The sequence below is a fragment of the Rhizobium sp. WYCCWR10014 genome (genome assembly GCF_001657485.1).
Lineage (GTDB): Bacteria > Pseudomonadota > Alphaproteobacteria > Rhizobiales > Rhizobiaceae > Rhizobium.
Map to the genome: position 1 here is coordinate 101,499 of NZ_LXFU01000038.1, position 14,943 is coordinate 116,441.

Sequence of the window (14,943 nt, forward strand, 5' to 3'; positions counted from 1 at the left end):
GCAGCGCGCGCTTCATTTCGCCGAGACGTCAGCGCCCCACGGACAATGCCCATCTGCTTTTAGTATGTATACAAATGATTAAGCGCGCTTTGGCACGTTGTTTGTTTTCAAGCTAGCCGATCCGTTGAGGTCGATGACCGCGGGTCATGATGGTCCATGACTGTGTATCTTCAAGAGGGGTGCCACAATGACTGAACTCACCAGACGCAACACAATGAAATTGATGTCCGCAGCATTGATTGCTGGCGTCAGCATCTCCACCTTGCCGCGCAAAGCCTTTTCGGCCGGATCCATCACGGTCCTCAACTGGCAGGGCTACGGCACCGACGAAGCCTGGTCGCTGAAGGTTTTCACCGAAAAGACGGGCATCACAGTCGTCCATGACTACTACAGCTCGGAATCGGAAATGCTGACCAAGATGCGCACGAATCCGGGCGCCTACGATCTTGTTATCCTCAACGCCGCGCGTTGCGCCCAGGCGGTTGCCGAAGACTTGCTGCAGCCGATCGATTTCAGCAAGGTTCCAAACGCGTCAACAGTCGACGAGACCCTGCGCGCCAACCCGAACTTCAGCAAGGATGGCAAGGGTTATGCCGTTCCGTGGGTCTGGGGCATGACCTCGCTTGCCATCCGTGAAGGCATGACCGTTCCCGACAGTTACGCGGTCCTCGCCGACCCGGCCTATAAGGGCCGTGTTGCCATGGACGACGACGCCATCATCAATGTCGGCGTTGGCGCGCTGATGAGCGGGCAGGACATCAACGATCCCAAGGATCTGGCAGCTGTTACCGCCGCGCTGAAATCGATCAAGCCGAATGTCAAGTTGCTGTGGTCGACGGAAGATCAGTGGAACAAGTCGTTCGCCGCCAAGGAATTCGACCTGTCGCTGTTCTGGTCGGGCGGCTCGGTGCGATCCAAGCGCGTTTCCAAACTTCCGGTTCAGTTCGTAGTGCCCAAGGAAGGCGGCGTCGGTTGGGTCGATGGTCTCGGTGTTCCGGCATCGGCTCCGAATCCAGAAGGTGCTCTTGCCTTCGTCAACTGGATGATCGATCCGATATTCTATGTCGAATGGGCAACCAAGATCGGAGCCCCCGCTTCTTCAAATTCGGCAGCCCTTTCAGCACTTCCTGCCGACGATCTCACCCGCCTGGTGCACAAGACCGAATATTTGAAGACGACGTCCTTTGTCTCGGGCATTCCCGACGACCGGCGCGAAGCCTTCAACAATATCTGGCAGGAAGTGAAAGCCTTCTATGCAGAATGATCGTCTGATATCAGCGTCAGAGCGCGGACCTTCGGGTCCGCGCAGCCGGCGCCCGCTCCCGCCATGGGTTTCGACGACGGCGCTGCTGCTGCCGACCTATGGGTGGCTGACACTTGCCGTCTTTCTGCCGCTGCTGACCATGTTCGTGTTCAGCTTCATGTCGGCGACACCGATGGGCAAGGCCCCGATCGTCTTTACGCTGAAGCAGTACCGCGCGTTCATCGATCAACCCTATCTGGTCGGGATCGGCATCACGTCGCTGCTGATCGGCTTCTGGACGACGCTGTTCTGCGCGGTTCTTGGTTTCCTGGCGGCCGTGGCACTGGTCCGCTCGACCTTCGGCAAGACGCGTGAGATGTTGTTGATCCTCATTCTCCTGCCATTCTGGACCAACGGTCTTGTGCGCGTCTTTTCGTGGACCATGGTGCTGCGCGAAAACGGCTTTCTCGACAGTCTGCTGCATATGATTGCTCCGGACGCGGGTTCCATCGGCTTTCTCTACACGCGCTATGCCGTGGTGGTTGGTCTTGTTCACGGCTACCTGCCGTACATGATCCTGACCTGCTACATAGCGCTGGTGGCCATCGACGACGCGATCATTGAGGCTGCTTCAAGCCTCGGCGCGCGCTGGTGGACCATCCTGTTCAAGATTTTGGTGCCGCTTGCGGCTCCCGGGCTGATCTCCGGCGCCGTTTTGATCTTCATTCCAGTCATCGGTTCATTCATGGAACCGCGCATTCTGGGCGGTCGTGTCGGCGTGACCATGGGAACGGTGATCGAGGATCAGTTCACCCAGGCCTTCAACTGGCCTTTGGGCGCATCGTTGTCCTTTACGCTGCTGGCTGTCGTGCTCGCAATTTTCGCAACCTTCTCCGGTGTCCTGCGCCGCGGAACGGTCGCTTGAGGAAGGGATCATGAAAACGCTCGGTCCAATCTATCTCATCGCCATCCTCATCTTCCTCTACACGCCCATTCTCGTGATGATGGCGATGGGGTTCAACGCTTCGCCACTTTACGAGCTGCCATTCCATTTCTCGCTGCAATGGTACGACGCGCTCTGGGACAACAGCATCCTTCTGACGGCGGGTCTGAACAGCCTGGTGATCGCGAGTATCACCGCGGTTCTGGCGACGGCTTTGGGAACCATGGCGTCCGTTGCGCTGTCGCGCCGGACCTTTCGCGGCAGAAGTCTCCTGCAACTGATGCTTCTGCCGCCGATTGCCATTCCCTGGCTGATCACCGGCACGGCCATGCTGATCTTCTTTTATTGGACCGGTATCGGGCGCGGCATGCATGCCCTGTTGATCGGCCATGTGGCACTCGCCATCCCCTACGTTGTTCTGGTCGTCGGCACGGGTTTCAAGACAATCCGCGCCGACCTTGAAGAAGCCGCGATGAGCCTTGGTTCGACACCGGTTCACGCCTTCTTCTCGGTGACGCTACCGCTGCTTTATCCGAGCATCCTTGGCGCCGCGCTCTTCGCCTTCGCCGTGTCGCTCGACCAATTCGTGATTTCCTACTTCCTCGCAACGCCCGGGTACACCACCCTGCCGGTGCAGATCTACTCCTCGATCCGCAAGGGCTTCACCCCTGAAATCAACGCGATCTCCACCGTGCTTCTGCTCGGCTCGATGACGATCATCCTGATTTTTGCGCGCTTCGCCAAGCCCGGAGACACAAGTGACAAACGTTAAAGTCAATTCCGTCGCCAAGACCTACGGCACCACACCGGTCCTGTCCGATATCACCACCGAATTCCCCGAAGGCTCTTTCACCAGCCTTCTCGGCCCATCCGGCTCCGGCAAGACCACGCTGCTGCGCATCATCGCGGGCTTTATCAAGCCCGACCAGGGCGTCGTCACGATCGGCAACAATGATGTCACCGACATTCCGGTCTGGGGCCGCAACATCGGCATGATGTTCCAGTCCTACGCGCTGTTCCCGCATATGACGATTGCCCAGAACGTCGCCTTCGGTCTCGAACGCCGGGGCATCAAGGGTGCTGCCGCCCGCAAGGAAGTCGACCGTGCGCTGGAAATGGTGCATCTGCCTGGCTTTGCCGATCGCATGCCCAAGCAGTTGTCCGGGGGCCAGCAGCAGCGCGTTGCGCTGGCCCGCGCCATGGTCATCAAGCCGAGCGTGCTGCTCCTCGACGAGCCGCTGTCGGCGCTCGATCGGCGCCTGCGCCAGGAAATGCAGGTCGAACTGCTGCGCATCCAGCGCGAAAGCGGCCTGACGACGATCTTCGTCACCCACGACCAGGAAGAGGCGCTGACGCTGTCCGACAAGGTAGCGATCCTCGACAAGGGCCGCATCGTCCAAATCGGCGAGCCGGACACCGTCTATGAGCGACCGCTGACGCGCTTTGCCGCCGAATTCCTCGGCGACTCCAACTTCCTCACCGGGACGGTGGAGAACGGCGCTGTGCGTCTCGCCGATGGGACGGTAGTTCAGACCACCGGCACTTTGCCCGCAAGCGGTTCGGACGTCACGCTCGCCGTGCGTCCCGAGAAGATGTCGATCGCATCGGGTCCGACGGATGGCAACAGCCTGACGGCGCGCATCACCACCGTCATCTATGCAGGTCCCGTGCTGTCCTATCTGCTGGAGACGGCAGACGGTCTGCCGCTGAAGCTGTTTGCACAGAACCGCGATGGCAAAGTCCTGAGCGATGGCGACACCATCACCCTGACCTGGGCCGCGGAACACACCGTCCCGGTGGCCGACTGATGATGGCACCCGCGCCACTCTCCAGGAATGCGCTGCATGTCGTCATCGACATGCAACGCCTCTTCGCTGAGCAAACGGCGTGGTATACGCCAGCGATCGAAGGCATCCTTCCCAATGTGGTGGCGCTGAGCAAAGCGCGGCCCGCTGAGACTGTCTTTGCTCGCTTCATGGTGCCCCAAAATGCCGAAGGTGCCACGGGGCGCTGGAAGACCTACTATCGTCGCTGGTCATCAGTGACGCTGGATGAGCTTGATATCGCCATGCTGGATCTGGTCGCGCCGCTTACAGCGATCGCCGCTCCAGGCTCCATCGTCGACAAGGAAACCTATTCGGTCTTTGGCTCGCCCGGGTTTGCTGCGCGTTTGCAAGGATCGGCAACGGACACGCTGATTTTCTCGGGGGTCGAGACCGACGTCTGCGTCTACGCGAGCGTTCTTGATGCGGTCGACGCCGGCTACCGGGTCATCCTCGCCGAGGACGCACTGGCAAGCGGCGACTTGAAGGCGCACGCCATGGTCATCGAGATCCTGGCGCCAAGGCTTTCGGAGCAGATTGAAATTCTAACGACAGAAGCCATTCTGAAATTATGGCGAGAGTAAATTCGGCAGCGCCATTGCCGGTCACGACGATGAACAGGCAGATTTGAGAGATCCGATGGACGTTCCGTTCAAAGACAAAGGCGGCCGACAAAAGACCGCAGCGACCGAGGCGCCCGGCGAGCAGGCACAGTATGCGCTTGGCGAGCAGATCGGCTTCTACCTGCGACAGGCCAACCAGCGGCACGTGGCGATCTTTGCGAGCCTGATGGCCGAGAAGCTGACCACCACCCAATGGGCGGCGCTCGTCAGGCTGAAGGAGCTGCAGCCCTGTTCGCAGGGCAATCTCGGCCGCGAGACTGCCATGGATATGGCGACCATCAAGGGCGTTGTCGATCGACTGGTGAAGCGTGGCCTCGTTCACACCGCCCCCGACTCGAGCGACGCGCGCCGGCTGGTGCTGACGCTGACGCCGGAAGGCGAGGTGACAGTCGCCCGCAACCTGTCGGTCGCGCTGCAGATCTCGCAGGAAACGCTGAGCACGCTGACGCTTGCCGAGCGGATGATGCTGATGGAACTCCTTCAGAAGATCTGTTGACACACGCCTGATCCGCAGTACCGGAGACCACTCATGTTCCAACCCAGCGACGCCGAAATTCGAGCGCTTGTCGATCAGATGACGGTGGCCGAAAAGGTCGATCTCCTGAGCGGGCGTGGCCTGTGGAAGACGGCATCGATCAGCAGGCTCGGTGTTCCTTCGATCGTCATGACCGATGGGGCCCATGGGGTACGCTACTCGACAACCCAGATCGACGCCGGCGATAACGACGAAGACAGTCTGCGGGCGTTCCTCGATCTCGTCGGGCAACAGGGCGACGGATCGGGCGGCATGTTCGGGGCCACCCGTCCAGCCACGTGCTTTCCCAACGGCAATCTGCTCGGCTGTTCGTGGGATATTGATCTTGCCTACCGCATGGGGGAGGCGCTCGCGGCGGAATGCCAGGAATTTGGCGTTCATCTCCTGCTTGGGCCAGGCATAAATATCCGCCGCACGCCGCTTGCCGGCCGCGGCTATGAATACTACTCCGAGGACCCCCTCATCAGCGGGGACATTGCCGCAGCCGTCATCTCGGGCCTACAGGACAATGGCGTCGGCGCCTCGTTGAAGCATTTTGCCTGCAACAATTCCGAGATTGAACGGACAACGACCAGTTCCGATGTAGACGAACGAGCTCTTCGCGAAATCTATCTGGCGGGCTTCGAACGGGTGATCGGAAAGAGCGCGCCGTGGACGGTGATGAGCGCTTATAACCGGCTGAACGGCATCCAGGCAGCAGAAAATCACTGGTTGCTCGGCACCGTGTTGCGCGAGGAATGGGGCTATGACGGGCTTGTCGTCTCCGATTGGCACGCGATTAAGGACCGTGGTGCGGCGATCGCTGCCGGGACTGATCTCGACATGCCGGAAAGCCGGCCACGCAAGGCCCGCCTGCGGGCGGCGATCGAGGCTGGTGATGTGGCGCCCGAGGTGATCGATGCCGCCTGCGCTAGGGTTCTGGCGTTCGTGCGCAAATGCAAGACGCAGGAGCGGCGCGACACGGTCGCCGATCTCGACCGGCACCACGCTCTGTCGCGGGAGATTGCAGCGGAATCGATCGTCTTGCTGCGCAACGAAGGCCGGACATTGCCGCTTGATCCGAATAGCACCGGCCGACTCCTCGTCGTTGGTGACGGCGCTACCATCCCCGTGATCCAAGGTTCCGGTTCGGCCACGACCAATCCCTATCGCGTCGACAGCCCCTTCGTTCAGATTGCCGCGCGGGCAGGCACTGACTTCGAGGTGCAGCATCTGCCATTCTCCCCTGCCGCAGAGGTCAATATGCAGGCGTTGATCGAGGCGACCGTCGAGGCGGCGTCTTCTGCCGATTTCACAGTGGTGTTTGCGGAAAACCAGAAGAGCCGGCACGGCGAGGGCAACGACCGCGACACACTGAAGCTGGCCGCCAGCCATGACGCCCTCCTTCATGCGCTGGCTGCATCCGGTTGCAAGGTTATCGTCGTGCTCTCGATGCCGGATACTGTCGAAATGCCGTGGCTCGAGGATGTCGATGCCGTGCTCGCCGCGTTCTATGCCGGGCAGGGCGGCGGCGAAGCGATTGCCCGCGTTCTGTTTGGCGAGCAGAACCCCTGCGGCAAACTCTCTGCCAGCATGCCCGTGCGGATGCATGACATTCCCGGCTGGCACACCTATCCCGGTGAGCAAGGGCGCCATCTATATAGCGAGGGTGTTTTCGTCGGCTATCGCTTCTACGATCTCAAGGCGATCGCCCCGGCGTTTCCCTTCGGGCACGGTCTCAGCTACACGACCTTCAGCTATGAGAATCTCTGGATCGACACACAGGAAATCGCTGCGGGTGTGGCCTGTACCGCGAGCGTTACCATCCGCAACACCGGGTCTGTCGCCGGCAAAGAGATCGTTCAGCTCTACGTTCGTCCGGTAAAACCCGGCTTAAAACGGCCGATCCGTGAACTCAAAGCCTTCCGCAAACTGTATCTGGAGCCCGGCGAGGCGAAGATGGTACCCCTTACCCTCGTTGAGCGGGACTTCCAGTACTTCGACGCCGTCCGCTCCGCATGGGTGCTTGATGCGGAGGCTTTCGTCATAGAAGTGGGTGCATCATCACGTGATATCCTTCTGGAGGCCATTTTACCATGCCGGCCGGAACGTCCAGTACTGCCCGTGCTTTTGCCCAACTCTCCAGCGGCGCTGGTATTTGCCCATCCGAAGGCCGAGGCCGCTCTGGTTGACTTCTTTGTCGCCACGCTTTCGATCTCCAGTGCGGAAGCCATGGCGCTTCTCGCGAAGACAAAGGGTTCCTTCCTCGGCTTTTATGACACTCTGAGCTGGTACGTCGGCGATAGCGTCAGGGAGACGGATATCACCCAGGTCTTCGCGAGCTTGAACGACACTTGCGTGGAAGATTCGCTGGAATGACAGCTGTATCACATCCAAACGATCCGTTATTGACGGCCGAGACATGGATGGATGAAAGTCGCGCCGTTGCCATCGCAACCGTCATCGAAACCTGGGGCTCGGCTCCACGTCCGGTTGGCAGCCATCTGGTCGTCGACGCAGACGGCAATTTCGAAGGCTCGGTTTCCGGCGGCTGTGTCGAAGGTGCGGTCGTCACGGCCGCGCTTGATGTGATTGCCGGTGGCGCGGCGCAGATGCTAGAGTTCGGCGTCACTGACGAGACTGCCTGGCGCCTTGGACTGTCCTGTGGCGGGCGTATCCGCGTTTATGTCGAAAGGCTCGACTGATGCAGCTTGCCAGCCTGCAACGCCTAAACGCTGCGCGCCGCAAACGGATCGCTGCGATTCTGCTGGCTGATCTTGAGAGTCATACCGAACGCATCGTTCTAGAGGGTGATCGGCTTGACGGGCCGATCGCAGATTTGATCGAAGATGCCTTTCGCTCCGGCCGCTCGATGGCGTTCGACGCAACCGAGGGCAGAGGGTTCTTGAACGTCTATTTACCTGCGCCGCGTATCGCTATTATCGGCGCCGTGCACATTGGCCAGTATCTGACGCAGCTAGCAGGGCTTGCCGGTTTCGATGCGCGCGTTATCGATCCGCGCACGGCCTTTGCGACTAGCGAACGCTTCCCTGGTGTGCCGCTCTCCACCGACTGGCCGGCCGATGCTTTTCTGCTCGATCCGCTCGACCGTTACACGGCCTTGGTTGCACTCACCCATGATCCGAGGATCGATGATCTTCCGCTAGCGGAGGCGTTGCGGAAGGGCTGCTTCTACATCGGCGCGCTGGGTAGCAGAAAGACGCATGCTGCGAGGATCGACAGGCTTGCGTTGGAAGGTTTCACCCCCGATGCGCTTTCAGCCATTCATGCTCCGATCGGGCTCGATATCGGGGCCTCCAATCCGGCCGAGATCGCCGTGGCGATATTGGGGGAAGTTATTCAATCACTGCGGTCGCGCCATCTTCCGTAATCTGGGGACGGAGCACCATGAAATTCGGTCAGTTCTCCATCGACGACGCTAACGGGCGTGTGCTTGCACATTCGCTGAGGTTGCCCGAAGGCATTTTTTCGAAAGGCCATGTTCTGAAAGACTGCGACCTCGCGCGGCTGAAGCAGGCTGAGCTTCGCCACGCAACGGATGCGCGCATGAACACGGATGAGGAGAAGACCAACTCGGCTGGATGGGGGGACAGTCCATCGGGACCGAAGAAGCGACGGCGGGCCGGGTCTACATCCCCTCGACCGTCACCGTATAATCGTGGCCGACAAAGCAGCGGTCGACAGGCTCAATGCCATCGATCCGGCGATTACCTTCGCCTGCCTGGCCGACCACGCAATGGTTGGCGTCGGTACGATGATCGCGAAGTTCAAAATCATTCCGCTTTCGGTTCATTGCTCGACGACCGACGAGGCCTGCGCATTCTGGCGGGTGAAAGCCCGATGAAGATGATATATTCGAATGGGTGTCGGGGGCCTGCTGATGGAGATCCAGATGCGGCCGACGCTATATGAGGCCTTGGAGGAAAAGTCGCGGTGAAGCCAATAGTGGCGATCGTACTTCTGGCTGCTGGTATGGCGACCCGCATGGGCCAGAAGGGCAGCCACAAGCTGCTGGCCGAGTTTGACGAGGTTCCGCTCGTCCGCCGTTCGGCGTTGACGGCGAACAGTAGCCATGCCGAAGCCGTCACTGTGGTCGTCGGCCATCGCCAGGACGACATCCGCAAGGTACCCTCCGATCTGCAATTGAACGTCGTCGCAAATCCGGATTATGCGTCCGGGATGGCAAGCTCCCTGGTGATAGGCTTTGCCGCTGCCGAGGCGAATGGTGCTGACGGTGTCCTCGTCATGCTCGCGGACATGCCGGGTGTGACCAGCAGCGATCTCAACCGGTTGATTACGGCCTTTCAAGATGGCAAGGGTGAATCGATCGTTCGTGCCGTCTCGCAGGGCAAGCGCGGAAATCCCGTTATCCTGCCGCGGTCGCTGAACGATGCCGTTCTGCGGTTGAAGGGCGATGTCGGCGCCCGCTATCTGATCAAAACCTCCGGGCTGCCGGTGATTGAGGTTGAGATTGGCGAAGCGGCGCAGATCGACGTCGACACGCCCGAGGCCATCACCGCGGCAGGGGGCATTCCTGCGGAAAGCTGACGCGACTCCATCTCGCATATGTTCTCATCTATAGCCACAGTTCCATAAATACCTTATGCCAGCGGCATTTAAACAAGGAATCGACGGTTCGATTCCCTTCAAGGCGAGGGTTGACGACAAGATCACCGCCCACGCCTCGGTAAGGGAACTGGAAGGCGCGAGGCCGCCTAAAAAGGTGAACCACCTAGTACGTTTTGACCTCGCGTCGCGCCGGCGTTCAATCGCGCCGGAATGCCGGACTATTCCGGTCGAGTAGCGCCGCTCTCAGGTCAGCTCATCGGCAGCACGCTTGACGCTATGGACAGCGCGACCAAGGACCAGATTCGGCTTCGCTGACCCGTAGCTACCGCCTCAAGCCGTCATCACGACACGTCCGAAGGGGCGCGCCTCGATCAGATAGCGGACAGCATCCGGCGCCTGGTCGAGTGGGAACTTCTTGGCGACGGTGGGCTGGAGCTTTTTTTCCGCCAGATATTCCCGGAGTTTTGCCTGAGCCGCGCCCAGCTTTTCCGGGGTGAACAGTCTCATCGTAAAGCCTCGGATCGTGGCGGCCTTCCAGATAATGTCGGTCACATCGACTTCCGCTTCACGCCCTCCGGCATAGCCTACAACAGCGAGCAGTCCGCCCTGTGCGAGTGATCCCACCGAGTCTTTCGTCAGCTTGCCGCTTACGCCGTCGATAACGACGTCTACGCCCTTGCCGTCAGTAATGCGCATCACGCCGTCCTTCATGCTCTCCCTGGAAAGGTCTATGACATGCTCGTATCCCGCGGCTTTGGCCTGCTCGGCCTTGGCCGTCGTACTGGCCGTGGAGATCGCCTTCGAAGCTCCAAAAACCTTTGCAAGCTGCACCGCTTCCATGCCAACCGCACCTCCGATGCCGGGAGCAAGGACTGTTTGGCCTTCCTTGAATTGCGTGAACTCTGTGAGTACCAGATAGGCAGTCAGATATCCCGCACCCGCTAGGAAGGCAGCAGCGTGGGCGTCGTCAACATGGTCCGGTACCTTGGCCAGTCCGGCTGCGGGAGCGGCGACGTATTCACGCCAAGTGCCATCAGCGACGAGACCAAAACCACGTCCGGTCACGAACACCCGCTCACCAACTGCGAAGTCCGCGGAGTTGGATTCGGCGACGATGCCTACGCCCGTCTGGCCGCCGATCCGCGGCAGGTTTTCAGGGGTTGCTGCGTAGAAGTGGCCGGATCGGAATGTGTTGTCGAGAGGATTGATGCCGAACGCCTTCATGTCGACGAGAACCTCGCCGTCGGCCGCCTGGGGCTCTGGCAGGTCCACCACCCGGTTCTGATTGTAGTCGCCGTACGCCTGATACTGGACCGCTTTCATGTCGAATTTCCTTTTGTGTTGGGATAAAAGTTGCTTGGAGCCTCAGGCGGGATTCCGCGCGAGAAAAGCCTTGGCTGCGTGAGCGGCACCCCACAGGGATCCAGGATTGATCCTGTCGGGGTAAAGCTCGATCATGTGGTGATATAGCTCCTGCGCGGTGGCAGTCTGACTATCGAGCCGATCAAATGCCTCGATGTACTTCCGGGTGGCGACGAGATGCGCCGCAGCATGGTCTGGATCGAGCGGACCATGACCAACAACGACATGGCGCGGTTGGAGCGCGGCGATTTTGTCGATGGCGGCAATCCACTCCAGGCGTCCAGCATGATCGGACTCGCCAAGATACGGATGTGTGTCGTTGTAGGCAGCATCGCCCGCAACGACGAGACCTATCGATGGCACAAACAAGCTGGTCGTGTGGTCGGTGTCCGTGTGGCCGACATGGATGGGAACTAGCTTGACACCTTCCAGTTCGAACCCATTGGAGCCGACTTCCTCTGCGGCCACAAGCCTTTCAGGGATCTGGCCTGGAAATCGCTTCTCCCAGTTCTCGGCAACGAATTCAGGCGTAATGATCTTATGCATCAGGGCAACGACCTGTGGCAGGGCGATCGCGCGGGCGGTTGGAAAGCGTTCCAGAAGCAGTGCAAGCCCAAAAAAATGATCAGGATGGGCATGGGTGATGTAGATCCAGCGTAGGGTCTTTTGACGCGCCTCTATCCAGTCCCCGAGTTCGCTGTTCTGCTGGTCGCTGAGCAATGTGTCAACGAGAACCGCATCGCTGTCACCGTAGATGAGTGTGACCGCGTTCGATACCCATTTTAAGTCGTCTCTGCCGGACGGAACTCCTTGCGTTGCGCTCTCGCGCCTGCGGATAAACACGTCCCATTTCAGAGGTAGGGAACTGTTGTTTTTCGCCATGATTGCACTCCAGCAAATATGGTTTAACTTTGCTACTGGATTAGCTATACGCAGTTGGTTTAACTTTGCAACTGCTTTTTTCCATGGTATTGATTGTAAGATTGTAGGGGCGGCCGTCGTCCTCGTGTTGAAGGAAACTGACATCTTGAAGGGAAAGCGCACGAGTTTCGAGAAAAGCGCATGCGCCATAGCGCGCTCTGTGGGCGAAATCGGAGACTGGTGGTCTCTGCTGATCGTTCGCAACGCCTTCTATGGTACGCGTCGATTCAGCGACTTCCAGAAAAGACTGGGTCTGGCAAAGAACATTCTTGCAGCCCGCCTCAAGAAGCTGGTGGACGAAAAAATCCTGGAGATGATCCCAGCTTCGGATGGCAGCGCTTATCAGGAATATGTGCTGACCGAAAAGGGCAGGGATCTGCATGTGATCATTGTCGCTCTCTGGCAGTGGGGGGAGAAGCACACGTTCGACCCCGGGGAACTCAAGGCAAGCATGGTGGACAGCAAGCGCCACGAGGTGCTGCTCCCTGTAGTACTCAAAGCGGCTGACGGACGTGAACTGGACGGCTACGGATTTGAGTGGCAACGGTACGAGGGAACGCAGTAGGCCCGGAAGTAATCAAGGTGCTTGTGCTCGAAGAGCATTGATAAGGGTTGCCGGACGCGCCGGCTACACGTCGCAGAGCGCTTTCGGGAACGCTTATCGACAAACCTTCGGAACATCGCCACGGTCACGCACGCATGCCGCCTGACCGAACCTCCTGGACGACGCTGCCGAATGCTTCCTCCAGCAAGTCGACCATAGGACGCGCGCCTTTCTCCTGATTGAAGATGTCTCCGGCAATGCGCATCGCCCCGACCGAAAGCATCGCGACGACACGCAATGCCGTCGATCGCTCGGGCTCGGGCCATCGCTCTCGGAGCGCTTCGTAGATTTCAGCTTCCTGCTGCACGTATGATACCTGCTTGCGCGCCTGGATACTCGGGCTTGTCCGCATCAACCGATCCATCTCGATCATGTCGTTCGTCGGAATCTCGTTACAGACAGCGACAACTGCGTCCCGAACCGCGTTGATCGGCGTCGAGCTCGCGGGAGCCTTTCGCACCGCATCGGCCAACATCTCGCCGATCCCACTTTGCAAGGACAGCAAAATCTCATCCTTCGACGTGAAGTAGTAGAAGAAGGTTCTGCGTGAAATTCCTGCTGCGGTAGCGATTTCGTCGAGCGTCGTGTGATCGAAACCTTTCTCGAGGAAGAGAGCGATCCCTTTCTCGGTGATACGTTTCTTTGTCTCGCGCTTCTTCCGTTCCCGAAGGCCGCCATCTGCCTCAACGTCACGCTCGGATTTCTTCATCGCGGCCTCTTGTATAATTACACTCAGTGCGATATTAATTTTACACCAAGTGCGAAAAATATGAAAGAGACACGAGATGGCAAGGTGGGATGAGGCAGATATCCCCGCTCAGCGTGGACGATCCGCCGTGGTGACAGGAACAGGGGGATTAGGGCTGGAGACCGCGCTGGCGCTGGCCCGAGCAGGATGCGACGTGACGATTGCCGGACGAACTCGACGAGGAGGAGGCGGCGTGAGCCGTCTCTTCCCTCACACATCGTCTTTTCCTTTACTCAACCATGAGAGACGCGGATGCCGATCACCGCAGGACCCGATAGCCTCTCGACCGCTTCCTGCGCAAAAGGGTGAGCAGGAGATCGACGGCTTTTGCCTCGCTATCGAAGACATGGATCTTCTGCTGCCCGCGGCTGCCGATGCGTCCCCAGCTGCGCACCAGCGATGTCCCGCCGAAGAGGTTCGGCTCGATCGACAGCGCATAAAAGCGGGCCATGTTCTTCGATGGATCGATGCGTTCGATATAGAGACGATAGGGCTGAACTGTCATGCGGGCAGAATCGCAAAGTCCAGTTGCTCGCGTCCAACGACATTTGTGAATCGGTTGGGCCCGATCGATTCATCCGGGTGATGTGAACCGCCTGGTTCATCTTTCCTGGCTCATCTATCCTGGCTCATCGTCTACGTGGCAAACAATCCGGCAAATTCCGGATCGGAATAATAGCGCAACTTTGTCGCAACGATCGGCCGCTGGCCGGCCGCAATCTCTCTTCGTCCGGCAAAGCGCGCAGACCCATGCGTGTCGTCGCTGACAGTTCCGAAATGCGTGATCAACGGTACCGACAACAATCGAATGAGCAGCACGATGGCAAATGCCATCACCACCCAGTCGCCAATATGCCAGATGACGTCACCCCTGTGGCTGCCAAGGATCACGCGTCTGAGGTAGTCGATCCCGAAGTAGACGGTGAACACGACAAGCAAATAGCCGACCGCACCCATGACAAACGACTTGGCATATCGAAGCGGAAACGTGATCAGGGCGACGATCGCCCAGAGCGGATCGCGGGCCGCCAGGCGCATCATGTTTGCGAAGGCGGTCTTGATCTCGTTGGCATGGATCATGATGCCGCACTCCCGTTGCCGATATCGCCGATAGACGGCTCATTTGCCTGCGGCTTTAGGAGATCGTCGAACAGATCCCGATCGCCATCGCGGGTGAGGAATTTTGGCAGTTCCCGTCTCAGCCATTCGGCGATCCCGCCTGCAAACTGCACATCGCGATCATTCTCCAGCCGGTGCAGCACAAGTGCGCCGATCAGCACCTTGCGGCGTGTATCGATGGCACGCTCCTGCTTGCTGAGCCGGATCTGCAATGTCTTTCGCTGGGCTTCCAACTGCGCCAGCCGTTCGCCGATGGTTTTGCGCGCCATGATGATCTTCTCCCTTGCTCCTGTTCAGCCATTGGCCGCGGCGATGAACGGATGATCGCAGCCGCTGGCGGGCCTGAATCGAGGTTGTCTCGAAGAGCGGCGCTTCGAAACCCGCAAATCTGCGCGTGGAAGCGACCGGGTGAACGGCTTACGAGGTCATCGGGAGATTGCCGCGTGCTCCCAC

17 protein-coding genes and 2 pseudogenes are annotated in these 14,943 nt (G+C 59.3%); 13 read left to right on the top strand and 6 right to left on the bottom strand.

All coding sequences use genetic code 11. The features are described 5' to 3' along the window. Positions 1–187: 187 nt before the first annotated feature. From A6U98_RS21115 to A6U98_RS21165, 11 genes are all read left to right on the top strand, one after another. Complete coding sequence (locus A6U98_RS21115) at positions 188–1,264, top strand: extracellular solute-binding protein (protein ID WP_064652450.1); 1,077 nt, start codon at positions 188–190, stop codon at positions 1,262–1,264. Next, positions 1,254–2,168 (top strand): ABC transporter permease, encoded by a 915-nt coding sequence (locus A6U98_RS21120; RefSeq protein ID WP_082933958.1) that lies wholly within the window; start codon positions 1,254–1,256, stop codon positions 2,166–2,168. The genes A6U98_RS21115 and A6U98_RS21120 overlap by 11 nt, the downstream gene beginning before the upstream one ends. Positions 2,169–2,178: 10 nt before the next feature. Next, complete coding sequence (locus A6U98_RS21125; RefSeq protein ID WP_003554934.1) at positions 2,179–2,958, top strand: ABC transporter permease; 780 nt, start codon at positions 2,179–2,181, stop codon at positions 2,956–2,958. After that, a complete protein-coding gene (locus tag A6U98_RS21130; RefSeq protein WP_064652452.1) occupies positions 2,945–3,994 on the top strand; it encodes an ABC transporter ATP-binding protein in 1,050 nt (349 codons plus the stop codon). Before A6U98_RS21125 ends, A6U98_RS21130 begins: the two co-directional genes overlap by 14 nt. Continuing rightward, complete coding sequence (locus tag A6U98_RS21135; protein WP_064652454.1) at positions 3,994–4,593, top strand: isochorismatase family cysteine hydrolase; 600 nt, start codon at positions 3,994–3,996, stop codon at positions 4,591–4,593. The genes A6U98_RS21130 and A6U98_RS21135 overlap by 1 nt, the downstream gene beginning before the upstream one ends. Positions 4,594–4,648: 55 nt before the next feature. Further along, the gene (locus A6U98_RS21140; RefSeq protein ID WP_064652456.1) at positions 4,649–5,128 is read left to right on the top strand and encodes a MarR family transcriptional regulator; all 480 of its coding nucleotides are present in this window, start codon (positions 4,649–4,651) and stop codon (positions 5,126–5,128) included. A gap of 33 nt (positions 5,129–5,161) precedes the next feature. Then, positions 5,162–7,525 (top strand): glycoside hydrolase family 3 C-terminal domain-containing protein, encoded by a 2,364-nt coding sequence (locus A6U98_RS21145; protein WP_064652457.1) that lies wholly within the window; start codon positions 5,162–5,164, stop codon positions 7,523–7,525. Next, complete coding sequence (locus tag A6U98_RS21150; protein WP_064652459.1) at positions 7,522–7,851, top strand: XdhC family protein; 330 nt, start codon at positions 7,522–7,524, stop codon at positions 7,849–7,851. The genes A6U98_RS21145 and A6U98_RS21150 overlap by 4 nt, the downstream gene beginning before the upstream one ends. Then, on the top strand, positions 7,851–8,537 hold the full coding sequence (locus tag A6U98_RS21155; protein ID WP_064652461.1) for an XdhC family protein: 687 nt from the start codon (positions 7,851–7,853) through the stop codon (positions 8,535–8,537). Before A6U98_RS21150 ends, A6U98_RS21155 begins: the two co-directional genes overlap by 1 nt. Positions 8,538–8,825: 288 nt before the next feature. Further along, positions 8,826–9,011, top strand: coding sequence for a hypothetical protein (locus A6U98_RS21160; protein WP_064652463.1), 186 nt, complete (start codon positions 8,826–8,828; stop codon positions 9,009–9,011). Between the two features lie 128 nt (positions 9,012–9,139). Then, the gene (locus A6U98_RS21165) at positions 9,140–9,715 is read left to right on the top strand and encodes a nucleotidyltransferase family protein (protein ID WP_064652490.1); all 576 of its coding nucleotides are present in this window, start codon (positions 9,140–9,142) and stop codon (positions 9,713–9,715) included. A gap of 351 nt (positions 9,716–10,066) precedes the next feature. Here A6U98_RS21165 and A6U98_RS21170 read toward each other — a convergent pair whose 3' ends face one another. Together A6U98_RS21170 and A6U98_RS21175 are read right to left on the bottom strand one after the other, a co-directional pair. Further along, positions 10,067–11,059, bottom strand: coding sequence for a zinc-binding alcohol dehydrogenase family protein (locus tag A6U98_RS21170; protein WP_064652465.1), 993 nt, complete (start codon positions 11,057–11,059; stop codon positions 10,067–10,069). A 42-nt stretch (positions 11,060–11,101) separates the two neighbouring features. After that, positions 11,102–11,980, bottom strand: coding sequence for an MBL fold metallo-hydrolase (locus A6U98_RS21175; RefSeq protein ID WP_064652467.1), 879 nt, complete (start codon positions 11,978–11,980; stop codon positions 11,102–11,104). Between the two features lie 145 nt (positions 11,981–12,125). Here A6U98_RS21175 and A6U98_RS21180 point away from each other — a divergent pair, with 145 nt between their 5' ends. Continuing rightward, positions 12,126–12,584: a helix-turn-helix domain-containing protein gene (locus A6U98_RS21180; protein WP_064652492.1), complete on the top strand. Its 459-nt coding sequence runs from the start codon at positions 12,126–12,128 to the stop codon at positions 12,582–12,584. Positions 12,585–12,708: 124 nt separating this feature from the next. Here A6U98_RS21180 and A6U98_RS21185 read toward each other — a convergent pair whose 3' ends face one another. After that, positions 12,709–13,332 carry a TetR family transcriptional regulator gene (locus A6U98_RS21185; protein WP_064652469.1) on the bottom strand — a complete coding sequence of 208 codons (624 nt, stop codon included), beginning with the start codon at positions 13,330–13,332 and terminating at the stop codon, positions 12,709–12,711. 76 nt (positions 13,333–13,408) lie between these two features. On the opposite strand from A6U98_RS21185, the pseudogene A6U98_RS37735 reads away from it, so the two are divergent. Further along, positions 13,409–13,543, top strand: a pseudogene (locus A6U98_RS37735) (short chain dehydrogenase); the annotation flags it as partial. Between the two features lie 87 nt (positions 13,544–13,630). Here A6U98_RS37735 and A6U98_RS21190 read toward each other — a convergent pair. The 3 genes and pseudogenes from A6U98_RS21190 to A6U98_RS21200 form a co-directional block, all read right to left on the bottom strand. Continuing rightward, positions 13,631–13,876: a WGR domain-containing protein gene (locus A6U98_RS21190; RefSeq protein WP_064652471.1), complete on the bottom strand. Its 246-nt coding sequence runs from the start codon at positions 13,874–13,876 to the stop codon at positions 13,631–13,633. A 209-nt stretch (positions 13,877–14,085) separates the two neighbouring features. Further along, positions 14,086–14,451: pseudogene (locus A6U98_RS21195) on the bottom strand (type IV secretory system conjugative DNA transfer family protein); the annotation flags it as partial. Then, entirely contained in the window at positions 14,448–14,759 is a 312-nt protein-coding gene (locus tag A6U98_RS21200) for a hypothetical protein (protein ID WP_064652472.1), read from the bottom strand. The gene A6U98_RS21200 and the pseudogene A6U98_RS21195, both read right to left, overlap by 4 nt. Positions 14,760–14,943 lie beyond the last annotated feature (184 nt).

Excerpts from the sequence above, each read along its gene's own strand:
- A6U98_RS21125 (WP_003554934.1), top strand. The coding sequence starts at position 2,179 with ATGAAAACGCTCGGTCCAATCTATCTCATCGCCATCCTCATCTTCCTC.
- A6U98_RS21175 (WP_064652467.1), bottom strand. The coding sequence starts at position 11,980 with ATGGCGAAAAACAACAGTTCCCTACCTCTGAAATGGGACGTGTTTATC.
- A6U98_RS21190 (WP_064652471.1), bottom strand. The coding sequence starts at position 13,876 with ATGACAGTTCAGCCCTATCGTCTCTATATCGAACGCATCGATCCATCG.
- A6U98_RS21170 (WP_064652465.1), bottom strand. The coding sequence starts at position 11,059 with ATGAAAGCGGTCCAGTATCAGGCGTACGGCGACTACAATCAGAACCGG.
- A6U98_RS21185 (WP_064652469.1), bottom strand. The coding sequence starts at position 13,332 with ATGAAGAAATCCGAGCGTGACGTTGAGGCAGATGGCGGCCTTCGGGAA.
- A6U98_RS21150 (WP_064652459.1), top strand. The coding sequence starts at position 7,522 with ATGACAGCTGTATCACATCCAAACGATCCGTTATTGACGGCCGAGACA.
- A6U98_RS21120 (WP_082933958.1), top strand. The coding sequence starts at position 1,254 with ATGCAGAATGATCGTCTGATATCAGCGTCAGAGCGCGGACCTTCGGGT.
- A6U98_RS21165 (WP_064652490.1), top strand. The coding sequence starts at position 9,140 with ATGGCGACCCGCATGGGCCAGAAGGGCAGCCACAAGCTGCTGGCCGAG.
- A6U98_RS21115 (WP_064652450.1), top strand. The coding sequence starts at position 188 with ATGACTGAACTCACCAGACGCAACACAATGAAATTGATGTCCGCAGCA.
- A6U98_RS21135 (WP_064652454.1), top strand. The coding sequence starts at position 3,994 with ATGATGGCACCCGCGCCACTCTCCAGGAATGCGCTGCATGTCGTCATC.
- A6U98_RS21140 (WP_064652456.1), top strand. The coding sequence starts at position 4,649 with ATGGACGTTCCGTTCAAAGACAAAGGCGGCCGACAAAAGACCGCAGCG.
- A6U98_RS21155 (WP_064652461.1), top strand. The coding sequence starts at position 7,851 with ATGCAGCTTGCCAGCCTGCAACGCCTAAACGCTGCGCGCCGCAAACGG.
- A6U98_RS21200 (WP_064652472.1), bottom strand. The coding sequence starts at position 14,759 with ATGGCGCGCAAAACCATCGGCGAACGGCTGGCGCAGTTGGAAGCCCAG.
- A6U98_RS21145 (WP_064652457.1), top strand. The coding sequence starts at position 5,162 with ATGTTCCAACCCAGCGACGCCGAAATTCGAGCGCTTGTCGATCAGATG.